Source organism: Nonomuraea sp. NPDC003707, from assembly GCF_053587055.1.
Window position 1 is genome coordinate 14449 of record NZ_JBSFNK010000047.1, and the last position, 16498, is coordinate 30946.

Below are 16498 nucleotides of genomic sequence, written 5' to 3' on the forward strand. Positions count from 1 at the left end.
CTGGCTAGATCGCGGTGATCAGGTTCCACAGCGTGTGCGCTGGCTTCTCCTGGTCGATGATGCTGCGGATGTTGCCCACCGCCTGGTTCAGCACGAGCTGGCGTGCGGAGGGGTCCGGCGGCAGCCGCCCTTCGGCGAAGTGGACGACGACGCCGAACTGGAACGGTCGTACCCGCGACCAGAACGGCTGCAGCCCCGCCACCTCCGGCTGGCCCGGATCGCACACGACCAGCCGGTCGCCAGCCGCCGCCATGCCGGTCGGGTATACGAACTGCCCGGGCTCGGTGATCCGTACGGCGGTGGGCGGCGCGGCGGCCGGATCGACCTCGAACACGGCCGCGTGTTCGGCCACGGCGCAGATGAACGGGTCGGTGGCCGATGGCGCGAACGGCTTCAGCCCGGCGTCCAGGACGTACAGCCGCCCGTCGCGGGTGTGGGCGATGGCGGTCGGCGCCACCAGCGGGTTGTCGGCGGGGAGCAGCAGTGTCTCGGTCCATGCCGGGGCGGCGCGGGTGACCCGTACCAGGTTGCCGGGGAACCGAGCCGGCGCTGCGGGTTCCTGATCGCCGCCGTCGCCAACCAGCAGCGTGCCGCCGGGTTCGACGGCCAGCGACAGCGGCTCGACGACCGTGCGCAGCGTGGTGCGTGTGGCGGCCGGCGGGTCGGTGCGCACGATGATGATCTTGGGTCGGCTCGGCGAGCCGGGTCCGTCGCCACGGTCCAGGACGAGCAGGTCGCCGCTCCCGGGATCGACGGTCATCGCGACGGGCCACAGCGGGGCGCCTACCGTGGCCAGCGAGATGATCTGCGTCGCGGGGGTGTCGGGGAACGGCGCGGGGACCGCGTACAGCTGCCCGGCACGGTCCAGCACGTAGAGCGTCTCGGGCGCCGCGCCCCGGGCGGGCCGCACGGCGGCGCCGACCACGCGGGTCAGGTTGAGGGTGTCCGGCGAGACCGGCCGGGGCTTCGGCGGCGTTCCCGCCACGTCGTGGTTGCCGGCCGGGCTCAGCCGCCACACCCTGTTCTTGAGCTGCGGCGAGACTCCGGCGGGCAACGCGATGTCGCCAGCGAACACGCCGCCGTCCGTGCCGGCTGCCACGCACCAGGGTCTGGTCACGCCTTCGACGCGGACGCCGGCGTCGGTGACGACCGGTCCCTGCACGACCAGCCCGGCCACCGGCGCGGTGGTGCCGGGCTCAGGTCCGGGGGTGACGGTTAGCAGGCGGGTGCCGTCGTCGAGGGCGACCCGGGGGCGGGTGCGGCCGACGGCGTACAGCTCGAGGTACTTGTCCAGCCCGGCCTTCCTACCACGCAGGCGATAGATCCGGGCGATCTCCGATATTACTTTGCGTCGCTGGTACTCGTCCCACAACGGGGCGTCCTGCAGGGTCGGGAAGCGCAGCGCCACCCAGGAGGCGAGCCAGGGCAGGAATGGCTCCGGGGTCGTCCACGGGTCGAACAGCCGGTCCAGCCGGGCGATCTCGGTGGTGATCGGCTCGTGCTCGTGCTCGCGGGGCGGTTCGTTCTCGTGCTCGCGCTCGTGCGGTGGGTGCGGTAGGGGGACGCCGTCCGGGATGCCGGTCAGCACCTTTTCGAAGATCCGCAGCGCGGCGCCGAGGCCGAACTCCGGTGTCTCGGGCTCGTCCTGCCACAGCACTAGCGGGAGGTGTCGCAACCAGCCGCTCTTGTCGCTCACGGAGTCCTCACCTCCCGCGCGTCCGCCCGTCTCATGCGTTCAGAATCGTGGTAGTGATCTTGTGGGAGCTCTCGGCGGCGGCACAGACCAGCTCGTAGTCGGCGACCCGCACCGACGCCCCGAACGGCGACAGCCGAAACGGCCGCTCCCGGTCCTGGCTGTAGTTGTCGGCGGTGCCAGCTGGGTTGAGCGGCGGGAAGTGGTACACCGGGACGTCCGGGCGCAGCAGCAGGGTGGAGATGTAGCCGAGGTCCCCGGACGGCATGATCGCGCGGAACAGGTCGGAGGTGAACACCGGCTGGCCGACCTGCCATCCGGTGCCGGACGGCCCGCCCCGAGTCGGGTGCAGGAAGGCCTGGATCCGGGCCATGGTGTCGCTCCGTACCTTGTCCTGGTCGGCCCCCGCGTCGATTGCCTGCTGCCACACCACCAGCTCGACGTTCACGATCACGGGCAGGTACCGGGGCCCGAGCACCTCGAGGCGGGCGGTCAGGTCCCGCCGTGGGTCCAGGTACGCCCGCACCTGGCGGATCTGGTCCTGCGTGGGTTCAGGCCGGGCGACCGAAGCGTCCTGGTCCGGGACGATGATCATGTTGACCGTGCCGGGCGCGCGCACGATACCGGCAAAGGTCCACGGGTCGCCCTTCACCCACGGTAGCGGGGGCGGGCCGGGGCCGTCAGCCGCCTGCAGGCGCGGCGGCAGGCAGCGGCGGATCAGCACGTCGTTACCCGCCTCACCGGCGAGGAACTCGTAGTCGTCCACGGTAACCGCGCGGTCGCGGATCTTCAGCTCCTCGGGCGCCCGGCGCAGCGTGTCCTCAATCGGCTCCTCGTCGGCGCCGTCGCGGCCGGGCCCGAGGTTGGTGACGTTCGTGACGCCGGAGGGCAGGATGCCGGAGAGAGTGGTGCCGAGCACGGTGACCTGGGCGGGCGCGACGTTCCCCGCCGCCCCCGCGTCGACATACCGGTAGCTCAGCGCACGGATCAGGCTGCCGGCCGGCGGCACCGAGCCGTGCCCCTGCCTGCCCTGCTTGCTCCGGTCGTCGTGGTTGCCGAAGCTGATCTCGCCGGTCACCGGGTCGGCCCGGTACACGGTGCCGGGGCCGGGCGGGAAATCCTCGACGAGTGTCCAGTCCTGCCAGACCACCGGGTCACCGGTGCCCACCTGCACCTTCAGGTCGGCGTACGGCGCGCCGGTGCCGGGGCGGCACAGTAGCGGCCGGTAGCGGAGCGGGAGCACCTGGAACGCCTCGCCGGTGCTCTGCCCGAGCGGCTCTGGTGCCCGTACGGTCAGCGCGGTACGCGCGGCAGCGGCGTTGAACAGCAGCCGGTCGACACCGATGGCCAGCAGCGTCGCGGCCGGGTTGGCGATCCGCAGGCCGATCCAGAACAGCGAGTCGGTGACCGCGGCGGCACCGTTGCGGGGTGTCACCGTCGTCCACGGCTTGGTGGCTGCCGGGCCCGCCGCGCGCTGCGGCGTCCAGTCGCCCGGCGGCGTCAGCCGTACTCTGCCGTCGCGCCGTAGCCCGCCGGTGGCGTCGGCGACCCCGTTGATGGAAGGCCATGCCAGAGGCTCGGCCGTGCCCCGGGAGTAGGTCCAGGTGAGGGTCGCCTGGGCCTGCTCGGGCACTGGCAGGTACAGCCGCAGGCCGAGCGCGATCTCCTCGGCGACCTGCCGGTCGAAGCCGAGGCACAGCTGCGTGGCCTGCCCGGGCGGCACCTCCACCAGGTACTTGCCCGTCGGCGGGCCGACCAGCGTGGCCGTGACAACGTCGTACCGGCTGGACGCCGCGCCCGCCGGGTGCGGGCCGGCCGCGAGCGCGGCGGTGAGGGTTGTCGGCAGCACCCGGACGTCCTCGTCGGTCTCGAACACGACCGGTGTGCGGCCTTCGAGCGCGGTGGTCTGGGCCTGGGTGCCTGCGGGCACGACGACCGGACCCGCCTTGGCGGTGAAGGTCAGGTGGGTGCGGGCGGGCGTGGCCGGGTTCCTGGTGATCCCGAGCAGGTTCAGGAACGCCACGTAGTTCTTGTCCGGGGTCTGGTTCAGGCGGTAGATCACGCCCTCGGCGAGCCAGGCGAACAGCTCGATCAGAGTGATGCCGAGGTCGCTCGGGTTGTGGTCGGTCCACTGCGGGGCGTACCTGGGGATGAGCGCGCGCATCTGGTCGACGAGGTCCTGCCAGGTCCGATCGTCGAGGTCCGGCGGCAGGATCCGCCCGCGGCGCGATTCGAACGTCATTGCGCACGCTCCAGGTAGAACGGGTAGACGAGGTTGCGCACGTCTCGTGTCGCGCGCAGCCGGTAGCGGATGTCGATCAGCAGCCTGGCGCGCACGTTGTCGTTGGCGACCTCGACGTTCAGGACCTCGATGCGCGGCTCCCACTGGGCCAGGCCCTCGGTCACGTAGTAGCGGGCAAGGTCGGCGGTCGACCTGTTGTTGGGGGCGAAGGCGAGGCTCTTGAGGTTGCACCCGAAGCGGGGGCGCATAACCCGCTCGCCGTGCTGAGTGCCGAGGATGATGCGGATCGACTCCTCGATCTTGGCCGCGCCCGTGGACTCGGCGAGCCCGGCGACGCCGAGCCGCACCGGGAAGGCCAGCCCTCGGCCGGGGAACGGCTCGGTCACTTCGCCGCCAGCCTGTCCTGGACGGCCGTCACCGTCAAGGTGCCCGTGACGCCGCTGATCTGGCCGCTGGTAGTCCCGGCGAGCGAGTCCAGCATCACCGGAAACCCGCCGGCGAAGAGCTTGGCCGACCACCCGCCCGTGATCGCCCTGACGGTCGCGCAGGGGACGTCCCCCTGTGCCCTGACGGTGCAGCCGGTGCCGATCGTCTTGAGACCCGATTCGACGAGCACGGGCTTGCCGCCCACGGCGAGCTTGGCCGCGCTCTGCGGCACCACGGTACCGGGCGGCACGTGCCCGCAGGTCACAGCGCTTTCGGTGGTCAGTACGCGCGCCATTCGCGCCTCCCCTCCTCAGGTGACGTTCACCTGGCTGCTAGTCATTGAGATCTTGGTGACGCCGCCGGCGGCCTCCAGGTTGATTTCGCGGTTGGCCTTGATAGTGAGGCTGCCCTGGGCGCTGATGGTGATCGAGCCGTCCTTGGCGTCTAGCGTGATCGAGCTTCCCGACTTGTCCTCGATCGTGAGCTTTCCGATGTTCGCGGTGTCGTCGAACGTGATCGTGTGGCCGGCCCTGCTCTTGATCACGCGCTTGCTGTTGGTGCCGTCCACGTTGGTCGCCGGCGGTGCCTGCTTGGCGGTCCACAACCCGCCGATCACGTACGGCTTGGCGAGGTCGCCGTGCTCGAACGCAACCAGCACCTGGTCGCCGGGTTCGGGCAGCGCGTAGAAGCCCATGTCCTTGCCGGCCATCGGACGGGCGCACGGTGCCCAGCCACTAGTGAATTTGTCCGACATGCCGGGAAACGCCACCTTGACCCGCCCGATCGGCACCTGGGGCGGCAGGTCGCGTAGCTCGTCGTTGTCCTGCACCACGCCGACCACCACGCCGTAGAACCGCTGCGGCTCGTTCGGCGACGGCTCCTGCACCATCTGCCTGCGCAGCAGCCCCAGCAGGCTGGAGTGGCCGCGCTGGGTGATCGAGAACTCGGTGGTGAAGCCGTTGCCGTCGATCCGGTGGGTGACCTTGCGCGCCCGGTAGGTGCCGCTGAACCGGCGCCCCACGCCCTGGACCGCGATGTAGTCCCCGGCCCGCAGGTCGGGGATGCCGATGCACGATCCGGACCCCTCGTACATACCTTCGAGCAGGTCCGCCAGCAGCGACCTGGCCAGCACCGCGGCGTCCAGCGGGTTCTCCACCGTATGCTGCCTGATGCCCCTACGCGCCAGCGAGCCGAGCAGCTCGATCGCCGCGCTGCCGAGGCGTTCCACCAGGTCGTCGAGGTCGAAGTCGGCCGCGAGGGCGGTGACGGTGATGGCCTGGGCGAGTTCCTGGTTGTACCCGCGGATCACCTGCAGGCCCGCCATGCCGGCTGCCGAGATGCACGGGCTGAAGCCGGACAGGTTCTTGCCCCACGTGAGGACGTGCGCGGCGAGCCGGGGCCGAGGGAGCTGGAAGTGCAGCCGGTCCCACTCGACGTAGACGTCGAAGAAGTACCGCTCGGCCCGGCTCTTGAGGAAGGCCATGTCGCTCTCGGCCTGGATCACTTTCGCGGGCAGGCCAGGCGTGGGGTCCACGACCGGGATCAGCCCGTTCTCTGTCGCGATTCGCGCCGCGATGAGGCTGTCGTTCATAAATGTGTACTCGGTGGGCTCAGGCTGCGTGCGGCGCATCCGGAAGGACTTGTCGTAACCGGACACGCGGATCGTCGGCGGCCCGTCCTGCGGGAACGACGGTTCGATCGCGGCGATCTCGCCGAGGAAGGCGGGCCTCAGGTCGTTGCCGTAGCCGAGATGGATCTCGACGGTCTTGCCAAGGTCGAGCAGTGCCGAGTCCAGCAGGGCGTTGCTGGCGTTGTGCAGGGTGATGCCGAAGGAGCCCGCGAGGTCGAGGTCGGTCTCGACGACTAGGCCGAGGATCTGGCGGGTCAAGTCGGCAGCGAGCGTCACGCCGGAGAGGCGCACCTCGAACCGCGGCGCGAACGGTGGCGCGCTCACGGCCGCCGCCCCGTCCCGCCGGTGGTCGCGCCGTCCGGCGCGGGGATGACCAGCGACCTGCCCGGCGGCAGGTCGAACGGGTCGTCGATCCTGTTGGCACCGGCGATCTCCCGCCAGCGGCCCGGATCGCCCAGGTAGGCGGCGGCGATGCCGCTCAGCGTGTCGCCAGCCACCGTGACGTGGAGCGTGGCCGACCCGGACAGCACCGCGTTCTCCGTCGCCACCGTGCCGGCCGCCGCCGCGTTGACCGCCGCCGAGACGGTCGGCGAGCCGAAGAACACCCCCTGGCGGATCTCGACGTCCACCTCGACGTACTCCTGCAGGCGAACCGACATGGTGGAGCGTACGGGGGTGCCGTCGCGCAGGAACATGGTGAACCGCTGCCCGGCGTCGGTCAGCACGCAGCGGAACTGCACCCGGCCGAGGGAGAACAGCAGCACCGGCGGCGCCTGGGTGCGCGGGTCCCGGTCCAGCAGCCGCACGATGGGCGCCGTGTGCTCGCGCACATCCTCGCCGGTCTCGTAAGTGTCGAAGAACAGCTCCATGGTGAGTGCCCGCGCCTTGCCCCGCACATACTGCAGCGGCGGTGCGTCCAGGCCCGGGATGCCGACCTCGGCGAACACGTTGCCCTGCTCGAGCTGGAGCTCCTCCGGGTTGTACATCACCGCGTGGCCGGTACCCGTGATGGTGTCGATGATCAGAGCCTTGGCCAGCTCGTTGCTGACCCGCCTGGCCGGGCGTACGGGCTTCGGCACGGGCATGTCACCCTCCTCTCTCGAACTCGGTACGCAGCTGGCGCATCAAGTCGGCGATGAGGCTGCGGCGCAGTGCCTCGACGTCGAACGGAGGCTGCTGAGCGAGATCGCGGCCGACCGGCGCCGTCATCGGGTGCGCCGCCGCGCGCGGCGCGGTGGCCGGTGCGGGAGCGGGTGGGGCGACGCCGGGATCGGGGAGCGCGGGCGGGCCGCCCGGGGGCGGCGCCGCCCCCGGGCCGGGGGCGTGGCGGGCCGCCGACTCCTGTGCCAGCGCCGCCCGCTCCTCGGCCGCGACGCCGCCGGGCGCCGCGCGTCGCCAGTCACCGCCCGGGTCCAGCAGCGCGGTCACGTGGGTCGCCTCGTGGGCGAGCAGCCCGAAACCGGCCGGATCCCCGGGACGGAGCCGGCCGTCGCGGAAGTAGACGTCCGCGCCCGCCGTCACGGCGTCGGCGCCGTGCGCCCGGGCGACGGTGTCGGCCGCCGCGTCGTCGTGGACGCGCAACGCGTCGGCGCCTGGCCCGGCGACGCCGCGTAGGCGCGAGCGCACGCCGGGCGGCAGGGCCTGTCCTGGGGCGGAGGCCGGGGCGCGCACCGATTCCGCACTCGGGAACTCGGTCGGCGTCCGATCGCCGGAAAAGGCGCGCGCGGCGGGCGGCCTTGGGGGAGAAGCCTCACCCGGGGATGCCGGGGAAGGGCTGGCGCCGGGCGCATCGCCCACCGGCACGCCGCGCACGATCTCGTCCTGCCGGCCCACCGGCGACTCCTGCCGTTCGAACCGCCCGTCGAACGGCTCGGTCAGGCGCGTCACGTGCTCGGCCACCCGCGCCAGCCCGCTCACCCAGGGATAGGACGGCAGGTGACGTGCAGCTATCTGGCGGCCGGCCTTGTCGAGGCGCTCCCCGAGCGTCCCAGTCGGCGTGCCGTCGTCCGTCATCGTTCGCGCCACTCTATCCACCTGCTCGTCCATTTCCGTCCCGCTCTGCCGCGGCCAGCGTCCGTTCCGCGCCTCACCCGCCGCCTCGCTCGCGTTCGAGCTGGCTCGCGACTTCCCGCACCCAGCGCCGCCGCTGGGCGTGGTCGAGGTTCAGCACCTCAGTAAGGGTCCAGTGCACATGTCGTCCGAGGAAGGCCGCCTCCTGGTGGACCCGGTCCAGGGGGTAGCCCGCTATCCCCCCAGCGGCGGCACCTCCAGCTGCTGGCGGCGGCCACAGTGCGGGCACTCCGCCGTGAGCGTCCGCGGGCTAAGGCCGTTGACGCTGTTGTAGAGGTCCTGGAGGTAGGCCAGATCCGCGGAGAACAGCCCTTCGATGACCCCGGGATTGATCTCCTCCAGGCCGCCGAGCTTGATCACCACCCGGGAGAGCAGGATGACGATCAGGTAAGCGGGCAGGTTCCGCACCCGTGGATCGTTGAGCGGGTAGATCTCGTCGGCGGCCGTCGCCAGCCGCATCACGCCCGTGCGGTGGAGGTTGCCCTCCGTGTCCACGTACCCCTTCGGCAGCTCGAACTCGACCTCGGTGACCAGCACGCTCAGACCCGCGTCAGTCCCTCGTGCGCGAGCACGAGGGTGTCGATGGCGATGTCGCCGCCTTTGGCGCTGAACGCGGGGCCCTCCCACTTGGTCGGCCAGGCTCGGAAGAAGTTCCACCGGGCCACCTCGGTGCTGTTGGCCAGGTCGAACACGACGATCGAGCCGTTCTTGCGTACGACCTGGCCGTCGGCGATCTGCTGGCGCCACTCCCACAGCTCGGTGGAGACGGTCAGGCCCCACTTCAGGGAGATGTCGGAGAAGCTGGTCTTGCCGGGCAGCTTGCGCGCCGTCACGTTGTCGCCGCCCTCGCGGTTCTCGATCACCTCCGTGGTGGAGCCGAGCCCGCTGCACTCGGTGAAGCTCGCCTGGGCGATGCCGTCGAGCTCGACCAGGAAGTTGAAATTGCGGAAGGGATCGACACGCTGTCCTGTCTGAGCCATCTCTGTCCTCCTGCTAACCTTCGCTGATCCGCGCGCCGCCGTCCCACAGGCCGATGCGCAGCACGACGTATTCGGCCGGACGGGTGGGGGCCACCCCGATCTCGACGATGACCTGGCCGAGGCTGCGCACCGCCGGCGGGTTGAGCTCCTCGGTGATGCGCACGTAGAACGCCTCCTTGGCGGTGGCACCGAACAGCGCGCCCGCCTCCCAAACCCGGGTCAGGAACTCGGTGATCGAGCGTTCCAGGCCCTTCCACAACGCGGTGTTGTTGGGTGCGAAGACCGCCCAGCGGACGCCCTGGATGATCGAGTCCTCGATGTAGGACACCAGCCTCCGCACGTTGACGTACCGCCACTGCGTCCCGTCGGTCAGGGTGCGGGCGCCCCAGACCAGGGGTGGACGGCCGGGGAAGCGGCGGATGGCGTTGATCCCGGCCTTATTGAGCGACCCCTGCTCGGCGTCGTTGAGCGCGTACTCCAGGTCGACCGCACCTCGTACGGTCTCGTTGGCCGGCGCCTTGTGCACCCCGACGGAGCCGTCGCAGCGCGCCATCACGCCCGCGACGTGCCCGGAGGGTGGGACGGTGACGGTCACCGAGGTGCCGGGCCGCGCGGCGGGATCGGGGATCACGATCCACGGCCAGTACAGCGCCCCGAAGCCGTTGGCCGACTTCAGGCCGCCGCGCTGCTTCTGCAGGGCGCCGTCGGCCTTGAGCGGTGTGGTGTCCTGCGCGCCGTCGAGCACGGCGAACCGGTCGCCCATCGTCTCGCAGTGTGCAAGCAACTTCGTCTGGACGGTGGGGTCGACGACGCCGGGCAGGCAGACCATGCTGACGTCGGCCAGCCGGGTCAGCGCGTCGAGCGCGCCGTCCACCCCGCCGTTGTCCTTGATCGGCACGACGTACGCGGAAGTCCCGCCGTTCTCCAGGAAACCCCGCACGGCGTACGGCAGGCTCAGCGACGCCTTGTAACCGCCGAAGGCGTCGGTGTACGCGGTCCAGTGCGTGATCGCCACCGGCTTGCCGAGGGCGCTGTCGGCCGCCGCGGCGGCGACTCCGATGAGGGCTAGGACGCTGGTGCCCGCGCCCGTGATGGGCCCGGCCGGCGTGATCTCCTCGATGTAGACGCCCGGCGCCTTGGACTCATAGTCGATCATCGTCTCCTCCTACGCCTGCGGGACCGGTCAGTGGGCGGGCAGGACCACGTCGTGGATCTGGGCCTCAGCCGCGTAGTTCACGGACACCTGCCGGTCGGGATGGTCGGCGGCCTGCACCCGCAGGTGGTAGGCGCCGAAGCCGAGGCCCGCGACGGCGAACCCGCCGTCGCGGCCCGAGGTGACCTGGTCGCCGGTCTCAGTCACGGTCACTGTGGCGCCGGGGACCGGGGTCAGGGTGTGGTCCAGCACCCGGCCGGCGAGCGCGGGATACTGCGGAGAGGCGGTCCGCAGCTGCGCACCCTGCACCGCGGCGAACTCCTCGACCTGGTCAAAGGGGTCCACCGTGATGGTTACGGTCAGTGAGAAGGCCGGGCGGGGCGGCACGCCGAGGGCGCTCCAGAAGTGGCCCATCGCCTGCCCCTCCCTGGTCTGCGCCACGACGGTCGGCAGCGGGTACGGCTGGGACGGGGCTTGCAACGTCCCCTGTAGGAAACGTTCGTCGATCACTGGGAAGCGGCTCAGCCACACTAGGGCGAGGCCGAGCAGCCGATGTTCCTCGGCGGCCCTCATGCCGGCCGTCCGCGATGACCACGCGGTGGTGAGGTAGGTGCAATCGACGCGCAGCGACGGCAGCCGGGCGCGGTAGCTGCTCCCGGCGCGCTCCAGCACCCGCGCCTCGTCGCGCAGCGTGCGGTTCTCGGTGACCTCGTGCAGGAACAGGTTCACGGTGGCCTGCGCCGGCTTGTAGTCCTTGTCGGGGGTGTCGAAGCTGACGTCGGCGTCGCGCAGGAATTCCGGGGCGGCCGGGTCGAGCAGGAGCGCCTTCAGGGTCGCGTCGAGGTCCTGGAACATGTGGCGTCCTCATCCCTCACCCGGGCCGGTGCGAAGCTCTGAGTCCAGCAGGATCTTGCCCATGTTGTGGTGCTCGCGGCGGACGGCCTCGAGCAGATGGGACATGCCGATCGGGCGGTCCTGCGCGGCGGCGAGGAAGGCCGCGCGCAGCACGGCGTTGCCGATGTTCCCGCCGGAGAGGCGGAAGTCGCGGCCGAGCCGCCCGAAGTCGACGTCGTCCTCGCGCGGCGCGCCGTCCGGGAGGCTGACCTCCCAGATGCGCCGCCGCTGCGCCTCGTCGGGGAAGGGGAAGTCGACGACGAACTGGAGCCGGCGGGTGAAGGCGTCGTCCAGGTGTTGGCGCAGGTTTGTGGCCAGGATCGCGACGCCGTCGTGCTGCTCCATCCGCTGCAGGAGATAGGCGGTCTCGATGTTGGCGTACCGGTCGTGGGCGTCGCGTACCTCGGAACGCTTGCCGAACAGCGCGTCGGCCTCGTCGAACAGCAGGATCGCGTCGGCGTCGGCGGCCGCGGTGAAGATGCGCTCCAAATTCTTCTCGGTCTCGCCGATGTACTTGCTGATCACCGAGGACAGGTCGATCTTGAACAGGTCCAGGCCCAGCTCGCCAGCGACGACCTCGGCGGCCATGGTCTTGCCGGTGCCCGGCGGGCCAGCGAACAGGGCGCTGACGCCCTTGCCTCGCGCGGGCCCGCCGCCGAAGGCCCAGTCGTGCCAGACGCGCCGGCGCAGGGTCACCCGCAGGCACAGCTCGCGTAGCTGGGTCGTGGAGTCGCCGGGCAGGATGAGATCGTCCCAGGTGCGGGATGAGGTGATCCGGCGGGCCAGGGCCGCCAGTTGGTGACCGGTCTGGTCGCGCGCTGCGGCGAACAGGTCCCCGCGCGCCGGTCCGCTCGGTGATGCGGGCCCGCAGGCGGACGCCGCGACCGCGGCCGACACGGTGTGAGCGATCTGGCCAGGCCCGAAGCGGAAACGGCCCGCGAGCGCCTCGGCCAGGTCGCCGGGACTGACGACGCCGGCCTCGGCCAGGCAGGCCGCCCATACCTGGCGCCGGACCTCGTGTCCCGGGCGGGCGAACGGCACCGTGACGACGCCGAGCGGCGGCCCGCCGAGCGGCAGCCAGGGTCGGTCGCCAGCCATGATCACGATGCCGGGGTGCCGGGCCAGCCGCTCGGCGAGCGCCCGGCGGGCGTGGGCCGGCCCATGGGCGGCGACCCCGGCATCCTTGGTGTCGCTCGGGCGCAGGGCGTCCGCGGCGTCGAGGTAGAGCAGCGCACCGTGCAGCTGGGCCTCGCGGAAGGCGCGGAACAGCACTTCCTCCGTCTCCTCGCCGATGGTGGACAGGCCGGCCAGGCCGAGCGTCAGCAACGGCGCCCGCAGCTCGCCGGCCAGGGCTTCGGCAGTGGTCCGGCGGCCTGACCCCGGCGCCCCCTGGAAGTACAGCCGCAGCGGACGGTGCTCCCGCGCGGCTCGCGCCGTGGCCAGCAGCGGCTCACGCGCGGAGGCAGGCAGAGGGACGCCGGGCCAGTGGCCGGGCGGGGGAGCGGTGAGGCGGCAGCGGGCGGCGAGCCTGCGGTCGAGACCGCCCTGGAGGAGCAGGACGTCGACGATCTGCTCGTCGAGGGCGACGAAGTGCGCGAGCAGCGGCGGCCGGACCGGCCGCTCGTCCGGCATGAGCGTGACCACGTGCTCGCTGACCAGCGGCGCGTCGGCGCGGAACATCGAGCGGGCGGCAAGCTTGCCAGCGACGGTCGTGGTGACCAGGTCCAAGGCGAGGTTGACGGTGGGACGCCGGCGGTTGACGTCGTCCTGCAGGTATCCGTACAGCCGCTCGTAACGCGGATCCACCTCGGGTGCGAGGGCGACCAGGACGACGTCGAGTTCCTGGTCGGTCAGGCCATACGTGTCGCGCAGCCAGCTCCAGCCAGCGTGGTCGCCAGTCACCTCGTCCCAGCTCGGCCGTACCGGCTCGCCCGCGCCGCGCGCGGCCGTTCCGGCCAGCAGCGGGGCGCCGGGCTCGCCGTGGAGCGAGGCGGCGGCCTGCTCGGCGGTGACGTACAGCCCCCGGAAGGCGTCGGCGGCGGCCCCGGCGCCGAACCGCTCGCGGGCCTGGGCCGTGGCGCGAGTGAGAAGCACGTCGAGGCGGGTGAAGGGGAGCTCGATGGCATTCGCGTGCCCGGCCGGGAAAATCGCGTCGTCCACCGTGGAAGGAAATAAAGGTACGTCAACAGACACGTCTGCCCCCGAGGACGAACCGATGTCAACTCTCGGCCCGATCGATGCGACGATTTATCCCCCGGCTTGGAACGTTACGAATTACGTGATGGCATGTCAATAGTTCGAGCACTTCGACGGTGTTGATCGAAAACGTGGTCCTCCTCGCCTTGGAGCCCTTGGTCGTACGTGTCCGCGGGCTCGGCTGATCCGTCACGCTCGGCCACTCCGCTGCTGCCGCAGAATTGCTTGTTTGCGCCAATTGGTAGCAGATGAGAGACTATGATGGCTGTTCGAACTGTTTCTCACGATTGTCGCCCACTGCGTGCAGTGTCGGCGATTTCCTGGTGACATAGCCCTTCTGGCGATAACCGTTACTGCACGCGGTTTCGCCCAGAATTGGGCGGATTTCCGAATCGGTACGAACCGCAGTGGTTGCTCATGTCTGTGAGTGCCAATAAATCATCCGCCCACGGCACAACCTTGATCGGCGATCTCTGGTGCGACTGCTGGCCGCCTGAGATGGGGATAAGCATAAGGATGCCGAAATCCTTGCCCTGCGTCACCAGGCCACCTTCTTGAACGGCAACTCGGTGTGGACGCCAGGGTGAAGTTCGCTCCGGAGGATCGCGCCTTCCTCGCCGCGCTCCTGACGTCTCTGCCCGCCAGGCCCTACACCGGCTGCGGCTTCTCATGCGCCCAGATACCGTCCTTCGCTGGCACCGCGATCTACTGAAGCCCCTGTAGCTGCCGGCCCAAATGGTTGGGCGACCCCCTCATGCGCTCCATCCGTGTGCTCATTCTGCGTCTGGTCCGGGAGAACCCCTCGTTGGGTTACCGACGTGTGCATGGCGAGCTCACCACCCTCGGCATTAAGGTCGTGCCCTCAACCGTCTGGGAGATCCTCAAGCAGGAGGGCGTAGATCCGACCCCTGCACGGGCATCCACGACGTGGGCCAATTTCTTGCGTTCCCAAGCCGACGCGCTGTTGGCCTGCGACTTCATCGAGACCGTCACTCCTAACGGTCACCGTCAGTACATCCTGGCGGTCATCGAGCACGCCAGCAGGCGGGGCTGTGTGCTGGGCACCACCGCCCACCCGACCGCCGCCTGGGTCCTCCAGGCGGTCAAGGATCTCGTGATGGATCTGGAGGACGCCAGCAGCGGAGCGCGCTATCTGATCCGCGACCGAGACGGGAAGTTCCTGGTCCTCATGGAGGAGATCCTTGCCGACGTCGGCATCCACACGGTGCTCACCGGCGTCCGCATGCCACGTATGAACGTGGTTATGGAGCGATGGGTGCAGTCCTGCCTGCCGCGAACTCCTGGACCGCTGCCTACTTGGGAACGAACCCTCACTGCGGCATGCCCTGCATGCCTATGAGGAGTTCTACAACGGGCACCGGGCTCATCCAAGCCTTGGCTCAGGCAGCTCCGCCACGTTCCGTACCGGATGTGATCAACGATCCAGCCACAATCGTCAACCTGAATGTACGGCGAGGAGACCGGCTCGGCGGAGTCCTCCACGATACTCACATGCCGCTTGAACTGCACGGACGTGGCTTTCGGCAGGCGCAGAGCCCTCTTGAGAAAGGGATTGGGGCAGAGATTGAGCCATCGCCCGAGGCTCCGATTAGGCCTATTGCCCCATTACGTGCCTATTGTCCGTTCGGTTCCGGTTACTCTGATCAACTGACCGAGAACTGACCGTTATCGAGATACAACAATGGGATGAGGCCATCGAGCCGATGCCGTACCATCCGCTAAGGCGAGCCATGTAGGTAACAACCTTTGAAGCGATGCGTGCGCACCCGCCAAGACCTGAACCGGCACATCACCGTGGCCGAATGGCTGGGGGAGTTCCTGGGGCGCAAGCGCGCGATCGAGGAGACCACGAAACGCTCCTACGAGTCCCACGTCCGCCTCTACCTCAACCCCTACCTGGGTGATATCCGGCTGGACCGGCTACGGGTCTCCGACATCGCGGGCATGTTCGATGCGATCGAGGAGTTCAACGACATCATCGCCACCGAGCGCGCCAGCGGCGACCCCGCCCGCGTGGCATCGGTTCGCTATCGGCGTCCGGTCGGCCCGGCCACCCTGCATCGCATCCGCGCCACCTTGCGGCACGCGCTGAACGTCGCGATCTGCCAGGACAGGTTGCTGGACTTCAACCCGGCCGCCGTCGTTGAACTGGCTCCCGCTGTACGCCCCAAGCCCGTCATCTGGACCGAGGAGAAGGTCACTCAGTGGCGCAAGGATCACGCCAAGCACGTCGACCGGCTCAAGCGAGCTCGCGACGGCAAGCGGGTCGATCCGATCGCCGCCTACATCGGTGCTCCGCGTCCGTCGCCGGTGATGGTGTGGACCCCCGAACAGACGTCGGCGTTTCTCGCTTACGCCCGCCGGGATCGGCTGTTCGCGTTGTATCGGCTGATCGCGGTACGCGGCCTGCGGCGAGGTGAAGGAGTTGGGGTGCGCTGGCCGGACGTCATCTTTGAGAAGGCACGGATCGGCGTGCACTGGCAGATCACCCAGCTCGGCTGGGATCCGATCCAGGGCACCCCGAAGACCGATGCCAGTGACCGTGAGATCGCGGTGGATGCCGAGACGATGGCCATCCTGAAAGAGCACAAGAAACGTCAGGCCCGGGAACGGCTGGCGGCCGGCGGAGACTGGGCAGAGTCCGGATTCGTGTTCACCGATGAGCTGGGCCGGCCGCTGCACCCACAGCACGTGACCGACCGCTTCTACTGGCTGTGCTATCAAGCTGGTCTGCCGCCGATCCGGTTGCATGACCTGCGCCACGGAGCGGCCACCGCCATGCTCGCCGCCGGGGTGGACATCAAGATTGTGCAGGAGACGCTCGGGCACACCTCGTCGGCGTTTACCCGCGACACCTACACCAGCGTCTATCCCGAAGCCGCCGCCGCGGCAGCAGAAGCGACCGCCGCACTGCTCGCCGCGCAAGCGCCGCCGTCGGCCTCGCCGGGACGCCGCACCGCCCGGCCCGGAAAAGACCACAAGCCGAGGGCGAACGACACGTCTGGGAAGGTTGGCGGCTCGGTGCTCCACCTGCCACCGGCAAGGCGGCCACAGTGACGTCCGGGAGGGGCACGTTGACCTTCGGGTAGCAGACGTGGTCGGGGAGACAGGTCGGCCGTGGTTCGTTCGGCCGATCTGCTTCTGTGATCTTCCGCACCTCCCCTCCCACAAGGGAGGGGCCCTGCGGGTGGGG

At 70.0% G+C, this 16498-nt stretch carries 15 protein-coding genes; 2 read left to right on the forward strand and 13 right to left on the reverse strand.

All coding sequences use genetic code 11. The features are described 5' to 3' along the window. Window positions 1–4 precede the first annotated feature (4 nt). The 13 genes from ACWDRB_RS58800 to ACWDRB_RS58860 all read right to left on the reverse strand — a co-directional run bounded on the left by ACWDRB_RS58800 (window position 5) and on the right by ACWDRB_RS58860 (window position 13248). Entirely contained in the window at window positions 5–1696 is a 1692-nt protein-coding gene (locus tag ACWDRB_RS58800; protein WP_449910216.1) for a phage tail protein, read from the reverse strand. A gap of 31 nt (window positions 1697–1727) precedes the next feature. After that, window positions 1728–3935, reverse strand: coding sequence for a putative baseplate assembly protein (locus ACWDRB_RS58805; RefSeq protein WP_449910218.1), 2208 nt, complete (start codon window positions 3933–3935; stop codon window positions 1728–1730). After that, entirely contained in the window at window positions 3932–4321 is a 390-nt protein-coding gene (locus ACWDRB_RS58810; RefSeq protein WP_449910220.1) for a GPW/gp25 family protein, read from the reverse strand. Before ACWDRB_RS58810 ends, ACWDRB_RS58805 begins: the two co-directional genes overlap by 4 nt. Beyond that, complete coding sequence (locus ACWDRB_RS58815) at window positions 4318–4656, reverse strand: hypothetical protein (protein WP_449910222.1); 339 nt, start codon at window positions 4654–4656, stop codon at window positions 4318–4320. The genes ACWDRB_RS58810 and ACWDRB_RS58815 overlap by 4 nt, the downstream gene beginning before the upstream one ends. A 15-nt stretch (window positions 4657–4671) precedes the next feature. After that, window positions 4672–6315 (reverse strand): phage baseplate assembly protein V, encoded by a 1644-nt coding sequence (locus tag ACWDRB_RS58820; protein WP_449910224.1) that lies wholly within the window; start codon window positions 6313–6315, stop codon window positions 4672–4674. Then, window positions 6312–7076 carry a CIS tube protein gene (locus ACWDRB_RS58825; protein ID WP_449910225.1) on the reverse strand — a complete coding sequence of 255 codons (765 nt, stop codon included), beginning with the start codon at window positions 7074–7076 and terminating at the stop codon, window positions 6312–6314. Before ACWDRB_RS58825 ends, ACWDRB_RS58820 begins: the two co-directional genes overlap by 4 nt. 1 nt (window position 7077) lies before the next feature. Then, window positions 7078–8016 carry an eCIS core domain-containing protein gene (locus ACWDRB_RS58830; protein ID WP_449910227.1) on the reverse strand — a complete coding sequence of 313 codons (939 nt, stop codon included), beginning with the start codon at window positions 8014–8016 and terminating at the stop codon, window positions 7078–7080. 61 nt (window positions 8017–8077) lie between these two features. After that, window positions 8078–8290 carry a DUF6760 family protein gene (locus tag ACWDRB_RS58835; protein ID WP_449910229.1) on the reverse strand — a complete coding sequence of 71 codons (213 nt, stop codon included), beginning with the start codon at window positions 8288–8290 and terminating at the stop codon, window positions 8078–8080. Next, window positions 8236–8598 carry a hypothetical protein gene (locus ACWDRB_RS58840; RefSeq protein WP_449910231.1) on the reverse strand — a complete coding sequence of 121 codons (363 nt, stop codon included), beginning with the start codon at window positions 8596–8598 and terminating at the stop codon, window positions 8236–8238. Before ACWDRB_RS58840 ends, ACWDRB_RS58835 begins: the two co-directional genes overlap by 55 nt. Window positions 8599–8600: 2 nt before the next feature. Continuing rightward, window positions 8601–9041 (reverse strand): phage tail protein, encoded by a 441-nt coding sequence (locus ACWDRB_RS58845; RefSeq protein ID WP_449910233.1) that lies wholly within the window; start codon window positions 9039–9041, stop codon window positions 8601–8603. Window positions 9042–9054: 13 nt separating this feature from the next. Next, window positions 9055–10197, reverse strand: coding sequence for a phage tail sheath family protein (locus ACWDRB_RS58850; RefSeq protein WP_449910235.1), 1143 nt, complete (start codon window positions 10195–10197; stop codon window positions 9055–9057). Window positions 10198–10224: 27 nt separating this feature from the next. Further along, window positions 10225–11049, reverse strand: a complete 825-nt coding sequence (locus ACWDRB_RS58855) for a Pvc16 family protein (protein ID WP_449910237.1) — start codon at window positions 11047–11049, stop codon at window positions 10225–10227. Between the two features lie 9 nt (window positions 11050–11058). Then, a complete protein-coding gene (locus ACWDRB_RS58860; RefSeq protein ID WP_449910239.1) occupies window positions 11059–13248 on the reverse strand; it encodes an AAA family ATPase in 2190 nt (729 codons plus the stop codon). 790 nt (window positions 13249–14038) lie between these two features. Here ACWDRB_RS58860 and ACWDRB_RS58865 point away from each other — a divergent pair. Beyond that, window positions 14039–14644: a hypothetical protein gene (locus tag ACWDRB_RS58865; RefSeq protein WP_449910241.1), complete on the forward strand. Its 606-nt coding sequence runs from the start codon at window positions 14039–14041 to the stop codon at window positions 14642–14644. A gap of 419 nt (window positions 14645–15063) precedes the next feature. After that, window positions 15064–16362 carry a tyrosine-type recombinase/integrase gene (locus ACWDRB_RS58870; RefSeq protein WP_449910243.1) on the forward strand — a complete coding sequence of 433 codons (1299 nt, stop codon included), beginning with the start codon at window positions 15064–15066 and terminating at the stop codon, window positions 16360–16362. Window positions 16363–16498 lie beyond the last annotated feature (136 nt).

Bases quoted from the DNA above. Each gene is read 5' to 3' on its own strand.
- ACWDRB_RS58825 (WP_449910225.1), bottom strand. From the start codon at position 7,076: ATGCCCGTGCCGAAGCCCGTACGCCCGGCCAGGCGGGTCAGCAACGAG.
- ACWDRB_RS58815 (WP_449910222.1), bottom strand. From the start codon at position 4,656: ATGGCGCGCGTACTGACCACCGAAAGCGCTGTGACCTGCGGGCACGTG.
- ACWDRB_RS58855 (WP_449910237.1), bottom strand. From the start codon at position 11,049: ATGTTCCAGGACCTCGACGCGACCCTGAAGGCGCTCCTGCTCGACCCG.
- ACWDRB_RS58850 (WP_449910235.1), bottom strand. From the start codon at position 10,197: ATGATCGACTATGAGTCCAAGGCGCCGGGCGTCTACATCGAGGAGATC.
- ACWDRB_RS58845 (WP_449910233.1), bottom strand. From the start codon at position 9,041: ATGGCTCAGACAGGACAGCGTGTCGATCCCTTCCGCAATTTCAACTTC.
- ACWDRB_RS58805 (WP_449910218.1), bottom strand. From the start codon at position 3,935: ATGACGTTCGAATCGCGCCGCGGGCGGATCCTGCCGCCGGACCTCGAC.
- ACWDRB_RS58865 (WP_449910241.1), top strand. From the start codon at position 14,039: ATGCGCTCCATCCGTGTGCTCATTCTGCGTCTGGTCCGGGAGAACCCC.